At 66.4% G+C, this 17389-nt stretch carries 16 protein-coding genes; 8 read left to right on the forward strand and 8 right to left on the reverse strand.

The features are described 5' to 3' along the window. Nucleotides 1-3 precede the first annotated feature (3 nt). Nucleotides 4-786 carry an alpha/beta fold hydrolase gene (locus AC4BCK_RS20150; protein ID WP_363937362.1) on the reverse strand — a complete coding sequence of 261 codons (783 nt, stop codon included), beginning with the start codon at nt 784-786 and terminating at the stop codon, nt 4-6. Nucleotides 787-834: 48 nt separating this feature from the next. On the opposite strand from AC4BCK_RS20150, the gene AC4BCK_RS20155 reads away from it, so the two are divergent. Then, nucleotides 835-1242: a helix-turn-helix domain-containing protein gene (locus tag AC4BCK_RS20155; protein ID WP_174177646.1), complete on the forward strand. Its 408-nt coding sequence runs from the start codon at nt 835-837 to the stop codon at nt 1240-1242. Here the strand turns inward: AC4BCK_RS20155 and AC4BCK_RS20160 are convergent. After that, nucleotides 1239-2459, reverse strand: a complete 1221-nt coding sequence (locus AC4BCK_RS20160) for a PucR family transcriptional regulator (RefSeq protein ID WP_174177648.1) — start codon at nt 2457-2459, stop codon at nt 1239-1241. The two genes, AC4BCK_RS20155 and AC4BCK_RS20160, sit on opposite strands and share 4 nt — an antisense overlap. A 233-nt stretch (nt 2460-2692) precedes the next feature. On the opposite strand from AC4BCK_RS20160, the gene ald reads away from it, so the two are divergent. Continuing rightward, nucleotides 2693-3811 carry an alanine dehydrogenase gene (gene ald / locus AC4BCK_RS20165; RefSeq protein ID WP_400511568.1) on the forward strand — a complete coding sequence of 373 codons (1119 nt, stop codon included), beginning with the start codon at nt 2693-2695 and terminating at the stop codon, nt 3809-3811. Between the two features lie 24 nt (nt 3812-3835). Here the strand turns inward: ald and AC4BCK_RS20170 are convergent, their stop codons facing one another. From AC4BCK_RS20170 to AC4BCK_RS20195, 6 genes are all read right to left on the reverse strand, one after another. After that, entirely contained in the window at nt 3836-4909 is a 1074-nt protein-coding gene (locus tag AC4BCK_RS20170; protein ID WP_363958717.1) for a Gfo/Idh/MocA family protein, read from the reverse strand. A gap of 142 nt (nt 4910-5051) precedes the next feature. Beyond that, nucleotides 5052-6770, reverse strand: coding sequence for an ABC transporter family substrate-binding protein (locus AC4BCK_RS20175; protein ID WP_490566399.1), 1719 nt, complete (start codon nt 6768-6770; stop codon nt 5052-5054). A 52-nt stretch (nt 6771-6822) separates the two neighbouring features. Then, a complete protein-coding gene (locus AC4BCK_RS20180; protein WP_251424382.1) occupies nt 6823-9060 on the reverse strand; it encodes an ABC transporter ATP-binding protein in 2238 nt (745 codons plus the stop codon). After that, nucleotides 9057-10046 carry an ABC transporter permease gene (locus AC4BCK_RS20185; protein WP_188728257.1) on the reverse strand — a complete coding sequence of 330 codons (990 nt, stop codon included), beginning with the start codon at nt 10044-10046 and terminating at the stop codon, nt 9057-9059. The genes AC4BCK_RS20180 and AC4BCK_RS20185 overlap by 4 nt, the downstream gene beginning before the upstream one ends. Nucleotides 10047-10048: 2 nt before the next feature. Beyond that, nucleotides 10049-11032 carry an ABC transporter permease gene (locus AC4BCK_RS20190; protein WP_174177660.1) on the reverse strand — a complete coding sequence of 328 codons (984 nt, stop codon included), beginning with the start codon at nt 11030-11032 and terminating at the stop codon, nt 10049-10051. 360 nt (nt 11033-11392) lie between these two features. Further along, nucleotides 11393-12007, reverse strand: coding sequence for a TetR/AcrR family transcriptional regulator (locus AC4BCK_RS20195; protein WP_435876342.1), 615 nt, complete (start codon nt 12005-12007; stop codon nt 11393-11395). A gap of 126 nt (nt 12008-12133) precedes the next feature. On the opposite strand from AC4BCK_RS20195, the gene AC4BCK_RS20200 reads away from it, so the two are divergent. The 6 genes from AC4BCK_RS20200 to AC4BCK_RS20225 all read left to right on the forward strand — a co-directional run bounded on the left by AC4BCK_RS20200 (nt 12134) and on the right by AC4BCK_RS20225 (nt 17387). Further along, nucleotides 12134-12691, forward strand: a complete 558-nt coding sequence (locus AC4BCK_RS20200; protein ID WP_174177664.1) for an NAD(P)H-dependent oxidoreductase — start codon at nt 12134-12136, stop codon at nt 12689-12691. Between the two features lie 136 nt (nt 12692-12827). Continuing rightward, the gene (gene ligD, locus AC4BCK_RS20205) at nt 12828-14072 is read left to right on the forward strand and encodes a non-homologous end-joining DNA ligase (RefSeq protein WP_363937382.1); all 1245 of its coding nucleotides are present in this window, start codon (nt 12828-12830) and stop codon (nt 14070-14072) included. Between the two features lie 150 nt (nt 14073-14222). Continuing rightward, nucleotides 14223-15050 (forward strand): hypothetical protein, encoded by an 828-nt coding sequence (locus AC4BCK_RS20210; RefSeq protein WP_246256128.1) that lies wholly within the window; start codon nt 14223-14225, stop codon nt 15048-15050. Between the two features lie 84 nt (nt 15051-15134). After that, nucleotides 15135-16427, forward strand: coding sequence for an aminotransferase-like domain-containing protein (locus tag AC4BCK_RS20215; RefSeq protein WP_490566400.1), 1293 nt, complete (start codon nt 15135-15137; stop codon nt 16425-16427). A 44-nt stretch (nt 16428-16471) separates the two neighbouring features. Continuing rightward, a complete protein-coding gene (locus AC4BCK_RS20220) occupies nt 16472-16900 on the forward strand; it encodes a universal stress protein (RefSeq protein WP_104186955.1) in 429 nt (142 codons plus the stop codon). Nucleotides 16901-17051: 151 nt separating this feature from the next. Then, nucleotides 17052-17387, forward strand: coding sequence for a hypothetical protein (locus AC4BCK_RS20225; protein WP_251424392.1), 336 nt, complete (start codon nt 17052-17054; stop codon nt 17385-17387). Nucleotides 17388-17389: the final 2 nt, after the last annotated feature.

Here is a 17389-nt window from a genome sequence, read left to right on the forward strand (position 1 = left end):
GGCTTAGGCGGTGACGCCGAAGCCGTCCAGGGCGCGGACCCAGCCGCTGATGGCCTCGGCCGATGCGCCCGGGGCGGTGTGCTGCAGGACGTGGCCCTGCCCCGGGATTTCAGCCATGGTGCCCTGGCGGGCGACTGCGGCCAGGTGTTCGCACCAGGGGCGGCGCGCGATGGGGTCCCTGGCGCCGCGAAGGACGAGGACGGACTGGCTGAGGGCGGCCACCTTTTCCTCCATGGGGTAGTCCATCATCACGGGCAGCTCGGTCAGGTACCAGCGCGGGCCGGCCCTGAAGTAGTCGCTGAACACGAGGGCGTTCGAGGTCAGGCTCTCCCTGAACAGGGCATCGCGCGTGAGTGCCAGCGCCTGCCTGGTGACTGTCTTCCGGGGGGAGTCCACCACGGGTCCCATCAGCACGGCACCCGCCACCCGGCCGGGCTCCTGGAGGGCGAGCTCCACCGCGGACTGCGTCCCCATGGAGTGGCCCACCACCACGTAGCTGGAAACTCCTTCCTCCGCCAGGACAGCGCCCACGAACGCCGCAAAGTCCCCGATCTGCAGCTGGCGCGGGGGCCGCGAAGCCTTGCCGAAGCCCGGGAGGTCGAAGGTGTAGACGTCCGCATCCCGGGCCAGTTCGAGATGCAGCCGGGCCAGGTACCGGTGGGACACTCCGATGCCGTGCAGCAGGACGTAGGCGGGCCTGGGCGCGGAGCCCGCGGGTTTTGCCGAGGCGTACAGCCTGCCCCTGAATCCGCCCGCCTCGACGTCCCGGCCGCCACTAAGTTCCATCAGCCGAGCATACGCCTGGTGCGGGATGGCCGCCGGTAGGCTGGGTGCATGGCACTGATAGCTCCCCGGATCACTGGCGCGCTCCCGTCGGAGGATGCCGAAAAGCTGGGCCGGGCACTGGCTGGCAGCGACGACATCACCGTCTTCGTGGACGGCACCGTCCACCGGCTGCCGCCCCAGGCGAGGGACGCCGTCGTCGATCTCCTGCACCGGCTCAGCCGCAGCGAAGCGGTGACGGTCAGCAGCGTGGAGGACATGCTCACCACCTCCAAGGCAGCGGAACTGGCCGGCATCTCGCACACCTACCTGCGGAACATGACGGACCGCGGCGAGATCCCGGTGGAGTACCGCGGAACCCACCGGCGGATTCCGCGGGCCGCCATCATGGCCTGGCTGGAGCAGCAGAAAAAGGCGGAGCTGCGCGAGGCTGGGAAGGACCCCGGGGCGGGCGCCTAGATCCTGGGCCTGGCTGCCCAGCGGCGCATCTTCAGCGCGGCGTGGAGCTCCAGGCGGGGCATCCCCTTGAGCGGATCCACGCCAAGCAGCTGCCGGATGCGGCCCAGCCTGTTGTAGATGCTGCTGCGGTGCAGGTGGAGTTTGGTGGCCACGTCCTGGACGGAGCCGTCATTGTCGTAGAGAAGTTCCAGGACCGGCAGAAGCTCCCCGTTGCGGTCGTGGTCCTCAAGCATGCGGAAGTAGACCGAACCCGAGTCAGCCCAGGCACTGGCCCCGCCCCCTGCGGACGCGAGGAGCTGATAGACCCCCGCGGCCCGGCAGTCAACGAGTTCGCCCAGCTGCGGGTCCACGGCTGCGGCCTGGGCCGCCACCTTCGATTGCCGGTACGCGGCGGCGAGCTCCCGCGGCCGGGCAAAGCCCTCACTGAGGCCCAGGATGATGCGGTGGACCGGACGGCCGGAGCGCTTGGCGAGTTCCAGCTGGTAGTGCACCAGGACCTGCGCGTGGTTCGCCCTGCCGGACAACTCGCGGAACAGGACCACCGAATGCGTCTCCGTCCCCGCGCTGAACAGTGCGGAGTCCACACCAATGGTCGCCTGCAGCGCGGCAGACCGGTGGATCAGGGTGGACGCGATGGGGTCCGGCCCGCCGGACCACCCGTCGGCGTCGAGCACCGTCACTACCTGCCAGGGGCCGCGGCCCTGGACTTCCTTCCAGCCCGCGACGGCGGCCACCGCATTGGGTTCGCCGGCGCAGGCGGCCAGGAACTCCCGCTCACGCCCACGCCGGAACTCCGATTCCGCAGTGTTCGAGTCCAGCAGGAGCCCCGACAGCATCTCGAGCTCGTGGTTGACGGCCGGCAACTGGGTGAGGATCGCCGTCGGGCTTTCATCCGCCGAGTCCTGCTGCACCCACAGGTATCCCACCCGGAAGCCGCGCACCATCAGCGGAACACAGACGCGGCCCAGCATGCCCAGGTCCTGGTTGGCGGGGACCACCACGGGCCGCACCGCCGTGGCAATGCCGTGCGAGAGCTGCCAGGCGCTGACGTCCGCGGGGACTTTCTTGCTCAGCAGGAAGTTCACCCGGACCCGGTCGGCGTGTGACTGGTTGGAGCTGTAGGCAAGCAGCACACCGTCCAGGTCCTCGAGCGACAGGCCACGGCCCAGCTTCTGCGCCACCTGCTCAACCAGTTGTTCCACACCCTGCAGCTGCATGCGCCAACACTACTGCCCGGAAGGTCCCGTGGACGAACGGACATGAGGCGACACCTGCCGCCCCGCGGCTCGACAAACGTCGAGCTACTGATGCCAGAATTCCCGGAATGGCACGGATCCGCTTCAGCCCTCGCCTTGCCTTCATGTCAGCTGGCTCACAACCGGATTTATCGTTGATACACGAAATCCTTCCGCACTTTCCGGCTGACCAGGCCGAAGATATGGAGCCCACGATGATCATCGGCGTCCCCAAAGAAATCAAGAACAACGAGTTCCGGGTGGCCATCACCGCCGCCGGCGTCCACGAGTTCCGCAGCAACGGCCACACCGTGCTGGTGGAGCGGGGCGCGGGGCTGGGCTCGGGCATCACCGATGAGGAATACGCCATCGCCGGTGCCGAGATCGTCAACGAGGCGGACGACGTCTGGGCTCGCGGGGACATGGTCATGAAGGTCAAGGAGCCGGTCAAGGCCGAGTACCACCGCTTCCGCAAGGGCCTCATTCTCTTCACCTACCTCCACCTGGCCGCCGAGCCCGAACTCACCCGCGAGCTCATCAACTCCGGCGTCACCGCCATCGCCTATGAAACCGTCCAGGAGGGCCGCACCCTTCCGCTGCTCGCCCCCATGTCCGAGGTGGCGGGCCGGCTTTCCGTGCAGGTGGGCGCATCCTCGCTCATGGCCCCCGCAGGCGGCAAGGGCGTGCTGCTCGGCGGCGTTCCCGGCGTCCGGCCGGCCAAGGTCGTTGTCCTCGGCGCCGGCGTGGCCGGCACCAACGCCGCCGCCATGGCGCTGGGCCTGGGCGCCGACGTCACCATCCTGGACATCAACATCAACCGGCTGCGTGAACTGGACGCCCAGTACCAGGGCCGGCTCAAGACCGTGGCCTCCAACAAGTACGAGATCGAAAAGTCCGTGGTGGATGCGGACCTGGTGATCGGTTCCGTCCTCATCCCCGGCGCCAAGGCCCCCAAGCTGGTCACCAACGACCTCGTGGCCCGCATGAAGCCCGGTTCCGTCCTGGTGGACATCGCCGTGGACCAGGGCGGCTGCTTCGAGGACACCCACCCCACCACGCACCAGGAGCCCACGTACAAGGTGCACAACACCATCTTCTACTGCGTGGCCAACATGCCCGGCGCCGTGCCCAACACCTCAACCTACGCGCTGACCAACGTCACCCTGCGGCACGCGGTGGCCCTCGCCAACCTGGGCGTCCGGGCAGCATTCGACCGCGACCCCGCCCTCGCAGCCGGCCTCAACATTGCCGCCGGCCACGTGGCGCACCACTCCGTGTCCGAGGCCCACAACCTGCCCCTCGTAGCGGACTGGCACGAACTGGTCTCGGCGTAGGTCTCACCCGTCCCGCGATGGGATCTAAGGCCTGCCGCCGGCCAGTTCCCGTGCTTGTTCAATGATTTTCAAGGACTCGACGGCGTCTGTTGGGTCTACGGGGAGGGGCAGGTCTGACGCCGTGCCGCCGTCGAGGATTTTGTCTGCCAGGAGCCGGTAGAACTCCGGGTAGGCGCCGCGCTCGGTGGGCAGGGCGTCCAGGTGTCCATCGCGGCCCAGGAGGCCCGCCCACTCGGGTGCCTCCTGGCCGTATTCCGCGTCCAGGGGGCTGCCGCCGGCTGCAATGTACGGCTCCTGTGGGTCCACCCCGTTCTTGGTGAAACCGCCCACGGAACCCAGCACGCGGAACCGCGGGGCCTGCTGCGCGCAGAGCATGTTCATGGTGAGGTGGCTGATCACACCGGACTCATGCCGCAGGACCAGGAAAACGTCGTCGTCCGCCCGTTCGTCCGAGCGGCGCGCCTTCAGTTCCGCGTGGACCACGGCGGCCGGCCCGAAGAGCTGGAGGGCCTGGTCGATCAGATGGCTGCCGAGGTCGAACAGCGTTCCGCCCCCATCGGCCGCGGTGGCGCGGGCCTTCCAGGCCTTGGCGATGGCGGGCGACCACCGCTCAAAACGTGATTCAAACCGTGTCACCTTGCCCAGGGCATCAGCTGCCAGGAGCTTCCGCAGGGTCAGGAAGTCGCCGTCCCAGCGCCGGTTTTGGAATACGGTCAGCACCCGGCCAAGTTGCCGGGCCAGCGTGACGAGCTCCTGCCCCTGCCCGCTGGTCACGGCGAAAGGCTTGTCCACCACCACATCAAGGCCCTCTTCCAGGGCCGCCTTGGCCAGCGGGTAGTGGGTGGCGGGCGGGGTCCCCAACACCACCAGGTCCACATCGTTGGCGTGTTCAAGGACTGCCTGGCCGTCCGGCACGGTCTTCACATCCTGGTACTGCGCGGTCGCCGCAGCCTCCCTGCCGGCGTTGGACGTGGCAATCATGCTGAGTGTGTACCGGGGGTCCGCTGCTATCAGGGGCGCGTGGAACACACTCCCGGACAACCCGAAACCCACGACGGCGGTGCGAATGGTGCGTGCTGAAGCTTCAGTCCCGGTCATAGGGCTACCGTACTCCGGACGCTCTCTCACTTCCTGCCCCAAAAACACAAGCGCTCTCTCACTTTCCGGCAAGGATCACCGGAAAGTGAGAGAGCGTGGCAGGAAAACCTGCAGGGAGTGAGAGAGCGTTACAAGGTGGGGGTTACTTCTTTTCCCAGCCGAGGGTGGTCCAATCCGGAACCTGGGAGAGGCTCTGGAACAGGGACGGGCCGTAGTTGGCCAGGCCCGTGCGGACGAAGGAGATCTGCGGGCCGTTCATGACCACACCCATGGAGAAGTACTTCGCCATGTGCTCCTTCTCCACTTCCATGGCCGCCTTGTTACGCTCGGCGTTGTCCTCGATGGAGGCCAGATCCGCGATCTTCTTGTCCAGCTCGGCGTCGCCCAGCTGGTTCTCGTTGGTCTTGGAGTCGTAGTACTGCTTGACGGCGGACGTGGCGTCCGCGCCAACGGTGTAGCCGGAAACGCTCATGTCGAACTCGCGTGAACCCAGGACCTTGCCGAAGTCGGCCGAGGCCCGCTGGTCAATTCCAACATCCATGCCGCCGGCCTGGAGCTGCTGCTGCAGGGTCTGGGTGAAGGCGAGGGTGGTGGGATCGTCACCGAAGTTGCTGATCTTGAAGGCTGCGGGCTTGCCGTCCTTCTCCATGATGCCGTTCGCGTTCTCGGTGTAGCCGGCGTCCGTCAGCACCTTCTTGGCGGCTTCCGGTCCGGTTTCCTTCACGGGGTAGTTGTCCTGGTAGTACTCGGAGAACGGCAGGAGCATCATGGACCCGGAGCTGGGCTCTTCCCAGTTCAGGCCGTTGAAGCGCACCTTGCGGAGGGCTTCACGGTCAACCGCCGCGAAGATGGCCTCGCGGACGGCGACGTCGGTGATGCGCTGGGCGTTAAGGTTCATGCCGCCGGCAAACAGGCGCTGGCCGCGGCGGACCTCGGAGTTGCTGGTGCCCTCAAGCTGCTTGTAGAGGGAGATGGTGTTGGCGGACATGGCGTCGATCTCGCCGTTCTTGAAAGCAGCGATCTGGGCGCTGGTCTCCAGCTGGCGGAACACCACATTTTCCAGGACCGGCTTGTTGCCCCACCACTTCTCGTTGGGCACCAGCGTGACGGTCTTGGCGGCGGTGTCGTACTGGTCCAGCTTGAACGGACCGGCCATCCATTCCGGGTGCAGCTCGCCGTTGAAGCCCTCGTTGAAGATCTCGGGGCTGTTCACGGCGGGGTGGATCAGTCCAAAGAACAGGTCCTCCAGCGGATAAACCGGCTGGCTGGTCTTGACGATAATTTCCTTGTCGCTGCTGCCTGCCTCGACGGATTCCACGAATTCATAGGCGCCCGAGCTGACGATGTCGTAGCCCGCATCCGGGCTCTTGAGGATGTTCCAGGTGTTCTGGAAGGCCTTGACGTCGATCGGAGTGCCGTCGTTGTAGGTGGCCTTCTCGTTGACCTTGATGGTGATGGTCTGCTTGCCGTCCTGTACTTCGTTTTCCACGGTCTCGCAGAAGTCCTTGTTGGGGGACGCCTTGCCCTCGAAGTCGAGCTTCCAGCAGCCCCCGATGCCGCCGCTGTTCACAGCGACCGGGTTCATTGGGATTTGTAGCGCGGAGTTGTCCGCGCTGTTGCCGTTGTTGGAGAACCCGTTGAAGTCGGGGCCGATGTTGCCCAGCGGAAGGGTGACCTTGCCGCCCTGTTCAAGATCGGCTGCCGGCTTCTCGTTGACGCTGATGAGCTTGGACAGGTCGCTGCCTGCCTCCTGTCCCTTGGCCGTTTCCGGGCCAGTGGACCCGCCACCGCCGCCGCAGGCCGTCAGCGCCAGAGCTGCGGTGATGGCCGCCGCTCCGCCGATCCTGTTCAGATTCCTCATGGTGTTCCCTTCGTTGGTGCGAGTGGTGGTGCTTGTGATGGGTCGAAGAAACCTAGGGCGCATGATGGTCCGCCGATTCGTGGACTACCAGCATGTCCTCGTCCAGCTCTCCGTCAGGGAAGAAGCAGGCGAAGCGTTGGTCCGGGGCGGGCAGTGGTTCCGCCGCCAGTGTTTGGGCCGCCGGGGAGGGTGCTACCTGCTCCAGCGGCGGTTCCAGGGTCAGGCACTTTTCCTGCTTCGCTGCCGGCAGCGCAGCAAAGACCGGGCAGCGGGTGGCGAAGTTGCAGCCCTTGGGGGTGCCCAGTGGAGACGGCAGGTCGCCCTGGAGGATGATGCGTTCCCGGGTGCGCTCCAGCTGGGGGTCCGGCACGGGGATGGCGGAGAGCAGGGCTCGGGTGTAGGGGTGGCGTGGGTTGTCGAACACGCGGTCCACTTCGCCGATTTCCACGATTTTCCCCAGGTACATCACCGCCACCCGGTTGGAGATGTGCCGGACCACTGACAGATCGTGCGCCACCAGCAGGTAGCTGAGGCCCAGCTCGGCCCGGAGCTTGTCCAGGAGGTTGATGACGCCGGCCTGCACCGAGACGTCCAGCGCCGAAACAGGCTCGTCCAGGACCACAAGCTTCGGGTTCACGGCCAGTGCGCGGGCTATGCCGATGCGCTGGCGCTGCCCGCCGGAGAACTGGTTGGGGAAGCGGTTCACATGGTCAGGCTGCAGGCCCACCAGCTTCATCAGTTCCATGATCCGCTTCTTGGTGTCGGCCTTGTTCATGCCCGCGTTCTGCAGCGGTTCAGCAAGGACTTCATAGACCGTGAACCGGGGATCAAGCGCGCCGGTCGGGTCCTGGAACACCATCTGGAGCTCCCGGCGCATGGCGCTCCTGGTCTTGCCGTCGGCGGCCTGCTTGTTGCTGATCCCGCCGATCACCACCTCGCCGTCCTGGTCCTTGTGGAACTCCATGATTTCCAGCAGGGTGGTGGTCTTCCCTGAGCCCGACTCGCCCACGATGGAGAAGCATTCCCCTTCGCGGATATCGAAGCTCAGTCCGTCCACGGCCTTGACGGTACCGATGCGGCGTTTCAGCAGTGCGCCCTTGGTGAGCGGGAAGTGCTTCCGGACGTCCTTCAGCTGCAGGACGGTGGAGCGCTCCTCCCTCGGGATGGCGTCGAAGCGGGATACCGGCACCGGCGGAGCGGCGAAGACGTCATGGACATCAACGTCGCCGCCCAGCGAACCGGATTTGATGCAGGCGGCGCGGTGGGCGGCCGGCCCCGGAACCGGCGCCAGCGCCGGTTCACCCTCCAGGCACGCGTCCGTGGCGAGCGGGCAACGGGGCGCGAAAGAGCAGCCGGTGGGCGCGTGGATCAGGTTCGGCGGCATGCCCTCGATGGGCACCAGCGATGACTTCTCCGCAACGTCAACGCGCGGAACGGCCCCGAGCAGGCCCATGGTGTACGGCATCCGAGGGTTGTAGTAGATGTCATCCACCGCTCCGGTCTCCACCGGCCTGCCTGCGTACATCACCATGATGTCGTCCGCCATGCCCGCCACAACGCCGAGGTCGTGCGTGATCATCACGACGGCGGCTCCGGTCTCCTCCTGCGCCGTATGCAGCACCTCCAGCACCTGCGCCTGGATGGTGACGTCCAGCGCCGTCGTCGGCTCATCTGCGATGAGGACCCGCGGGTTGTTGGCGATGGCAATGGCAATCATCACGCGCTGGCGCATGCCGCCGGAGAACTCGTGCGGGAAGGCCCTGAGGCGTTCCTTGGGGCTGGGAATGCCCACCATGGCAAGAAGTTCGACGGCGCGGGCTTCTTTCGCCTGCTTGCTCATGGCGGGGTTGTGGATGGTCAGCGCTTCGATGATCTGGTTGCCCACCGTGTAGACGGGCGTCAGCGAGGACAGCGGATCCTGGAAGACCATGGCAAGCTCATTGCCGCGGAACTCGCACATGGCCTTGTCGCTGAGGCCCAGCAGTTCCCTGCCCTTCAGCCGTACCGAGCCGGTGACCTCCGCCGTGGTGGGCAGGAGGCCCATGATGGCCAGGGACGTGACCGATTTGCCGGAGCCGGATTCGCCCACGATGCCGAGCGTTTTTCCAGGCATGAGGTCAAAGTCGACACCCCGGACTGCATGAACCACACCGTTTTCGGTGTTGAAGCGTACGTTCAGGTCCCTGACGGACAGGATTGCGTCCGCCGGCGCGTGAAGGCCGGCCACGTGCAGCCGTTCCACAGCTGACTGGGGCTGGTCAACCGGTCCGGCGGCAATTTCGCTGCTCATGAGGCGTTCCCCTTAACACGGGCTTTCAGGGCGGTACGCTTTTTGGCGCTGCCGGACGAGCTTGAGCTTGGATCGAAGGCGTCGCGCAGTCCGTCGTTCATCATGGCGAGCGAGCCCGTGAGCAGGAACATGACGGTCAACGGCACCCAGAACATCCAGGGAAAGGTCTGCACCTGGGATGTCGCGCCGCCGATCAGGACGCCGAGGCTCACATCCGGAACCTTGATGCCAATGCCGATGAAGGAGAAGGCAACTTCCGCGAGGATGGCACCGGTGACTCCACGCGTGATGTCCAGGACCAGCAGCGACCCGATGTTGGGCACGAGGTGGCGCCACACGATCCGGCGCGCCGGAACACCCATGTACTGGGCGGCCTTGACGAAGTCCCGCTGCATGAGTGACATGGAGAGGGACCGGATGAGCCTCGCTGTTCCCATCCAGCTGAAGACGAGCAGCACAATGATCAGCAGCAGCCAGGACGGCAGGTCCCGCCTGAGCCCTTCGCCTCCGCCGCTGGTGGCCACAGCCACCACCAGGAGGGCCGGCATCATGATGAGCGCTTCGAGGATGAAGAGCATCACCTTGTCCACCTTGCCGCCGAAGTAGGCCATGGTGCACCCGTAGACGGCGGCGACGAGGACGGACACGAGCCCGACGATCAGTCCGATCAGGATGGAGATCCTGGTGCCTTCCACCGTCATTGCGTAGAGGTCGATCCCGGCCTGGGAGGTGCCCAGGTAGTGTTCGGCCGACGGCGGCATGCCGATGTTGAAGGGGTCGATGGTTTGCTTGTCCCACTGGGTGAAGTACCCGCCCACGAAGGAGAAAACGGTCAGGGCGAGGAAGATGGCAAGCCCTGCCACGGCTGTCTTGTTCCGCATGAAGCGGCGGAAGATGATGGTGTTCTTGCCGATGACGACGTCGGCGCTCTCCAGGTGGGCGTCCTGCGCGACGGCGGCGGGGTCTACTGCATTGAGGTTGGTCACGGTTACTGCACCCGCACTCTCGGGTCAACAAGGGTGGTGGCGAAATCCGCCAGAATGGCTCCCAGGGCGAAGATCACGGAACCATAGGCCAGGGTGGCCGTGGCGGCGTTGACGTCCTGGAGTGAGATGGCGTCGATGCTCCAGGAACCCACGCCGGGCCAGGCGAAGATTTTCTCCGCGAAGAAGCCGCCGGCAAAGATGGCCGGGATGGTGAAGGCGATGCTCTGGGCCACGGGTATGAACGAGACCCGCAGCGCGTGCCGCGAGATGGCCTGGTTCCTGGTGAGTCCCTTGGCGCGGGCGGTCCGGACAAAGTCGGCATTGACGTTGTCCAGGAGGTACTGGCGCTGGGCAATCTGGTAGGACCCCCAGCCCACCAGTGTGATGGCAACAGTGGGCACGGCGTAGTGCGCGAGCATGTCGATGAACTGGGCCCAGCCCGGTTCCATCCCCGGGGTGGAGATGCCGGTGACAAAAAAGATGCGTTCGCCCACGGTCTCGTTGATGTTGATGGCACCCAGCTGCACCAGGAAGTAGGCAATGGGGGCCGGCACGATGTACGCGAGGTAGCTGTACGAGGTGATGACGCGGTCCTGGAACCGGTACTGCCGTGCGGCCGAATAGACGCCGAGGGCAACCCCAATCACCAGGGTGAGGATGATGGAGGCCAGGAAAAGGCGGGTGGAGATCCAGACCCGGTCCCCGAACTCGGCGTTGATGAAGGCGCCGTTGGGGCTGCGGCCCCAGTCCCAGCGCGTGACAATCGCCGTAAGCCATTCGACATAGCGTTCCCAGGGGCTGAGGTCGGGGTCGAGGCCCTTCAGGCGCATGGAGTTCGCCACCTGTTCAGGGGTGGGACGGGGTATCCGTTCCTGTTCAAGCAGCGCGGGCTTGAGGGAACTGACGGCGAGGAAATATCCCGCCGACGTTGTCAGGAAGATCATGAAGACATACGTGATGCCCCGCTTGGCGAGATACCTGAGCATGCGGCAGCTACTTCTGGATCGTCGCCGCCGGCAGCCAGACGGTCAGACACCGCGTCATCCGCAGGCGGGCCAGGCTGTTGGGCAAATCAACAATCACGTGCTGGATCCTTCCGTTTTCCCGTGATCAGCGGGGGTTGCGCCGCCTTACCGGGTCCTTGCCAGCGGGTAGCTGGCGTCCCGCAGCCTGTCAGGGCTTAGTCCTTGTGGACTATGTCGCGGGTCACATTCCAGAGGAAACTATCACAAGCCGGAACCGAAAATGCGGGCGAATGCCCGGAAAGCTACCCGCCCGTATCAGATCGTTATGAATAGTTCTGTGAAGTTGGTGTGACTGGACGCGTATCCGAACTGTGGCGTAACCTACGCGCCGCGGACCACGCGTGTGACAAGATCCCGCCAGGAGGCGGTGAGCCTCTCGGGACTGACTCCGTGAACCTTGACAAGGCTTAACAGGCGCTCCGGATCCAGGGTCGCCGCCAGGGAGCCGGCCATCAGCCAGGGGTCGGGCCCGAAACCCTCTTCCCGCAGGAGGATCTCGATGTGGCGGTGCCACAGGACGGCGGCGGGGGCTTCAAAGCGCCCGCGCGAGGCATGCTCGGAGGCGAGCACCAGGTCCCCGAACTCCATGACGTAGGAGATCCGTTCCGCCCCAAAGGAGATGAGGCGTTCCATCCCGGGCGCACCCGGGCCCAGCGGCGGCGGCCCGAACATGAACCGGGCCTGGAAATCGGCCTCGGACTCGCTCAGCAGGGTCAGCATCAGTCCCGCACGGCTGCCGAACCGCCGGAAGACCGTGCCTTTGCCCACCCCGGCGTGTTCGGCCAGCCGATCCATGGTCAGCCCCTCTGCCCCGCAGTCAGCAATCAGCTCCCGGGCAGCCGCAAGCAGGCGTTCCCGGTTCCTTGCGGCGTCCCGGCGTTCCGCCGCCGCCCCCGCCCCCGCAGGGAGGCCGGGCCGCGGTGGGATGGAACTCACATCCGACATTCCACACCTCGGGAATAATAAGCGGACCGTAGTCCGTTTAGATGGGTGAAGGCACTGACAAGCCTCAGCTTAGACCGGCCCGCGGCCCTCCCGCGGACCCAGACTCCAGGAGTTCCCATGACCAAGAGCACCGTCCTTACCCTCGTCGGCAGCCTCCGCGCCGAGTCCACCAACCAGAAGCTGGCCGAAGCCATCCAGCTGAACGCACCGGAGCAGGTCGACGTGGTGATCCACGGGAACCTGGGCAACATCCCGTTCTACAACGAAGACATCGACGTCGAAGGCCAGGTCCCCGAGGCGGCGGCAGCCCTGCGCGCCGCGGCGAATGAGGCAGACACGCTGCTGCTCGTCACCCCGGAGCACAACGGCACCGTGCCTGCCGCACTGAAGAACGCCATCGACTGGCTGTCCCGCCCCTTCGGTGCCGGCGCCCTCGCCGGCAAGCCCACCGCCGTCGTCGGCACCGCGTTCGGCCAGTACGGCGGGGTCTGGGCCCAGGATGAGGCACGCAAGGCAGCAGGCATTGCCGGCGCGCAGATCCTTGAGGACGTCAAGCTTGCCGTGCCGGGATCCATGGTCCGCTTCGCTGAGGTCCACCCGAAAGACGACGCAGAGGTCGTGGAGCAGATCAAGGGCGTGTTCGACGCACTCACCGCCTCCCGGCCCGCGGCTTAACCAAAATGCCTCCAGTACCCGGCGCAGCCAATGCGCCGGGTACAGCCTTTTTAAACCCGCCCGGCACCTGACCCCGGCGCCCGGCCGCGCCGGCGCTGCTCTGGCTGCCGCACCTGATCGTTGCTACCGTGACCGCATGAGTCCCTCAAAGACCCCGGCCGAGATCCTCACCATCGCCGGGACCGAGGTCCGCATCTCAAGCCCGGACAAGGTGCTGTTCCCCGAACCCGGGCTGACGAAGCTCGACCTGGTGGAGTACTACCACGCCGTCGCCGACGGGGCCCTCCGCGGGGCCGGGGGACGGCCGATGGTCCTCAAGCGCTTCCCCAAAGGCATCGACGCCGAGCCGTTTTTCCAGAAACGCGTGCCCGAAAACCACCCGGACTTCATCGACACCGCCACCCTGCACTACGCCTCGGGGACGTCAGCGGAGGAAGCCGTCATCCGGGACGCCGCCGGACTGGCCTGGGTGGTTAATCTCGGCTGCCTCGACCTGAACCCCCACCCCGTGCGCGCAGAGGACCTGGAACACCCCGACGAACTCCGGGTGGACCTCGATCCGATGCCGGGCGTGGACTGGTCCCAGATCGTGGACGCCGCCTTCGTGGCCCGGGACGTGCTCGACGACGCCGGCCTGGCGGGGTGGCCGAAGACCAGCGGCTCGCGCGGGCTGCACATCCTGGTGCGCATCGCGCCGCGGTGGACCTACCGGGAGGTCCGGCTCGCCGCCGAGACCCTTGCCCGCGAGGTGGAGAACCGCGCTCCCGGCCTCGCCACCGCGCGGTGGTGGAAGGAGGAGCGCGGCGAGAGTGTGTTCGTTGACTTCAACCAGAACGCCAAGGACCGCACCGTGGCGTCCGCCTACTCGGTGCGGCCACTGCCCGACGCCCGGGTCTCCACCCCCCTGACCTGGGACGAGGTCCGGACCGCCAGGCCGGACCAGTTCACGGTGCTCACGGTGCCCCGGCGTTTCGCGGACCTGGGCGACCCGCACGCCGGTATCGATGACGCCGCGGGCAGCCTGGATGGGCTCCTGGCACTGGCCGAGGAGCTCGGCCCTGCGGAAAAGCCACCGCGCAGCGGCGACGGCTCCGGCCGCCGGCAGTCGGCGATGCCGCTCATTGAAGTTGCCCGGACCAGGACAAAGCCCGAAGCGCAGGCCGCCCTCGACGAATGGAAATCCCGCCACGCGGACCTTGTTCCGGCCCTGCATCCGGCCGACGTGCTGGTGGACGGGATGCGCGGATCGAGCTCGCTCTGGTACCGGGTGCGGGTGAACCTGCAGCACGTCCCAGAGGGCGAGCGTCCGCCGCAGGAAGACCTGATAGCCGATTACGACCCCTGGGCGGGCAAAGAGTGGCCGGGCCGGCCGGCGTCCTGACGGCGGCTCCGTCCGCGAACTTGGCGCGGGTCCGGGCTGGCGCTGCCCCGTGATCAACTCTTGTCCCAACCGGTACCTTCCCGGCATTCCCGGGCCGGGGCGCCAGCCGTAACGTTAATCCACCAAACCGGACGGGATTGCGGTGGAGGCATGCGGGCACGGAGTGCAGGAAGGCGCAGGGCAGGGCTGCGGACGGCAGCAGCAGCCAGCCTGGCGCTTCCGCTGTGGCTCGGCGCCTGCGCGGCAGGAGCACCCCTGGAACCCACCCCCGCGCCGCCCGCTCCGCTCGCCATCAGCAGCAGTACACAGGCCGCCCCGCCACCCGTTGCTCCCTCCCCGCAGCCGCAGGATGCTGCCCGGACGGAGACGGCCGCTCCCCCTGCCCGATCACTGAACCAGGCATCGGCCGGTTTCTCCGCCGGGGCCGGCGGGCCCAGCGCCCCGGCACCGGATGTTTCCACGCCAAGTACCCCCGCTCCCGGCACCGAAGCCCCGCAGGACCTTGGCGGTGCTGCAGTGCTGCGGGCTTCCGGCAAGCCCGGGCCCACCGGCACTCCGGCCGCGCCGCACACGGTGACGGCGTACTACGTGCTCCTGGACGACGGCGGCCGGAACGGTGTGCGTTTTGGCTGCAACGACAGCCTGGTGGGCGTCCCCCATGAAACTTCCGCTGCCGGGGAAGCCCTTCCTGCGGCGGTCGGCGCGCTGATTGACCCGCCAGGCAACGCAACTGCAGGAGGTCCGGAAGCGGATCTTTACAACGCCCTTGCCAGCTCACGCCTGAAGTTCCTCTCTGGCAGCTTTGACGGGACCACCGTGACGGTTTACCTGGCCGGAAGCCTCCGCCCCGGCGGAGCGTGCGATCTCCCCCGGCTGGAAGCGCAGCTCACGCAGACAGCGGTGGCTGCCGTCGGCGCCATCAGGGCAGAGATCTACGTCAATGGCCTCACCCTTGAGGAAGTGCTGAGCCTCGAATAACGGGCGTGGGCGTCAGCCTCAACCTGTGGCGTATATATAAACAGGTGTTGCTTTTAGGGCAACACCTCGCTGTATCCTGATGATGTGAGCCACGAAACACTCGACGCCGCAGCAGGGACGCTGCCAGCAGAAGCCATTGATGCCATCGAGCGGGCGGCGACCTCCGCGCACCGCCACGAAGAACTCTTTTCGGAACGCGCCGCGAATATCCGGCAGTCAGCAGTGCGGGACGTCTTCGATATCTCCATGCGGCCCGGGCTCGTCTCGCTCGCCGGCGGAAGCCCCTATCTGCAGTCCCTCCCGCTGGACCGCCTTGCCGCAACAGCCGCCAAGATCATTGCCGAGGACGGACTGACCGCCCTGCAGTACGGAAGCGGGCAGGGATCGGAGGAACTCCGCACGCAAATCTGCGAAGTGATGGCCGCAGAAGGCATCACGGACGCGCTGCCGCAGAACGTGGTGATCACCGCCGGTTCGCAGTCCGCCCAGGACGTGGCCACGAAGGTCTTCTGCAACCCCGGCGACGTGGTCCTGGTGGAGGATCCCACCTATGTGGGCGCCCTCAACACCTTCGAGGCATACCAGGTCCAGGTGGAAACCGTGGAGATGGACGACGAAGGCCTGGTTCCGGAGCAGCTGGAGGCACGGATTGCCGCCCTTCAACTGGCCGGCAAGAACATCAAGTTCCTGTACACCATCCCCAACTTCAACAACCCTTCGGGCATCACGTTGGCGGCGGGCAGGCGCCAACGGATCGTCGATATATGCCGCAGTGCGAATATTCTCGTGGTGGAGGACAACCCGTACGGACTGCTCCGCTTCAGCGGCGAGCCGCTGGCACCGCTGCGGGCGGCGAATCCGGATGACGTCATCTACATGGGGTCCTTTTCCAAGATCTTCGCCCCGGGCCTCAGGATCGGCTGGGCGCTTGTCCCGGAACACCTCCAGCGCCGCTACTACCTGGCAGCCGAGGCCGTAACGCTCTGCCCGCCCGCCTTCAACCAGATGCTGGTCTCGGCCTACCTCCGCGACTACGACTGGGGGGGCCAGATCGAGACATACCGCGGGCTGTACGCCGAGCGCTGCGCCGCACTGCTGGCAGCCCTTGAGGAACACATGCCGCCGGGCACCACATGGACCCGTCCGGAAGGCGGCTTTTTCGTGTGGGTGACCCTCCCCGAGGGTGTGGACACCTACCCCCTGCTGCGCAAGGCGATCGACGCCGGGGTCGTGTTTATCCCGGGAGCCGCCTTCACGCCGTCGGACGACCCTTCCAACAAGCTGCGCCTCGCCTTCAGCGCCGTCCCGCCCGAGGCCATCGCCGAAGGGGTACGCCGCCTGGCGCCGGTGCTTCAGCAAGCCATCGCCGCGCTGTAGCCTTGGCCTGACCAGCGCTACTGAAACCAAGCAAAGGAGCACACATGAGCGGAATCATCGTTGTAGGGGTTGACGGCAGCGCAACTGCCAAGAAGGCGGCCGAATCGGCCCGCGACCTCGCAGCAGCCCTTGGCGCCTCGCTCCACGTGGTATCCGCCTTCGACAGCGACCGAACCGAGGTGTTCGGCAGTGGCAGTGACCGCTGGATCGTGTCCGACGCCGATGCCGCCGAGCATGTGGCGCGGACAGTTGCGGAGTCGCTGGGCAGGGATATCAAGGTCACGTACTCCGCCGCCCGCGGCAGGCCGGCCGACGCCCTCATCAAGGAAGCCCTGCGGATGGACGCACGGATCATCGTGGTGGGAAACCGCAGGATGCACGGCATCGGGCGCGTGCTTGGCAGCGTTGCCAACAGCGTGGCCCACAACGCGCCCTGCGACGTCTACATCGCCAATACGTACGACGCCGAATAGCAGAGTTTAACGGACACCATGCGGTCAGCGCGTCCCGCATGGTGTCCGTTCTCACGCCCGAAAGCGCGTTCCCGGCTCTACCCCGGCGATAAAATTGGAGGAGCCCCCAACGGTGCGGACACCCAGCATCCACCACCATCAAGGGGCCCCATTGATCACCCTCCAGCGCCGCCAGCTTGCCGGCCACGACATCCTCCTCGCCCGCCATGGCAACCACATCTGCTCCATGCGCGTTGACCGCAGCAACGACCGCGTCGTGGCTTTACTGGATGATGGCAGCGTGGACAGCGCCCCCAACCTCATCGCGCCGGGGATCAAGCTCCCCGAGACGGTGGGCAGCGTGCTCCGGGAGGACTGGAAGCTCCTGACGGCCTGGGGCGGGATGGCAGCGGCCATGGCTGTCCTCATGACGGGTGCTGCCGTGGCCCTGGGTACCACCGCGGACCCGGCCACCCTTGAGATGCTGACCGCCTACACCGCCTACTGAGG

Source organism: Pseudarthrobacter sp. As-47 (genome assembly GCF_058215595.1).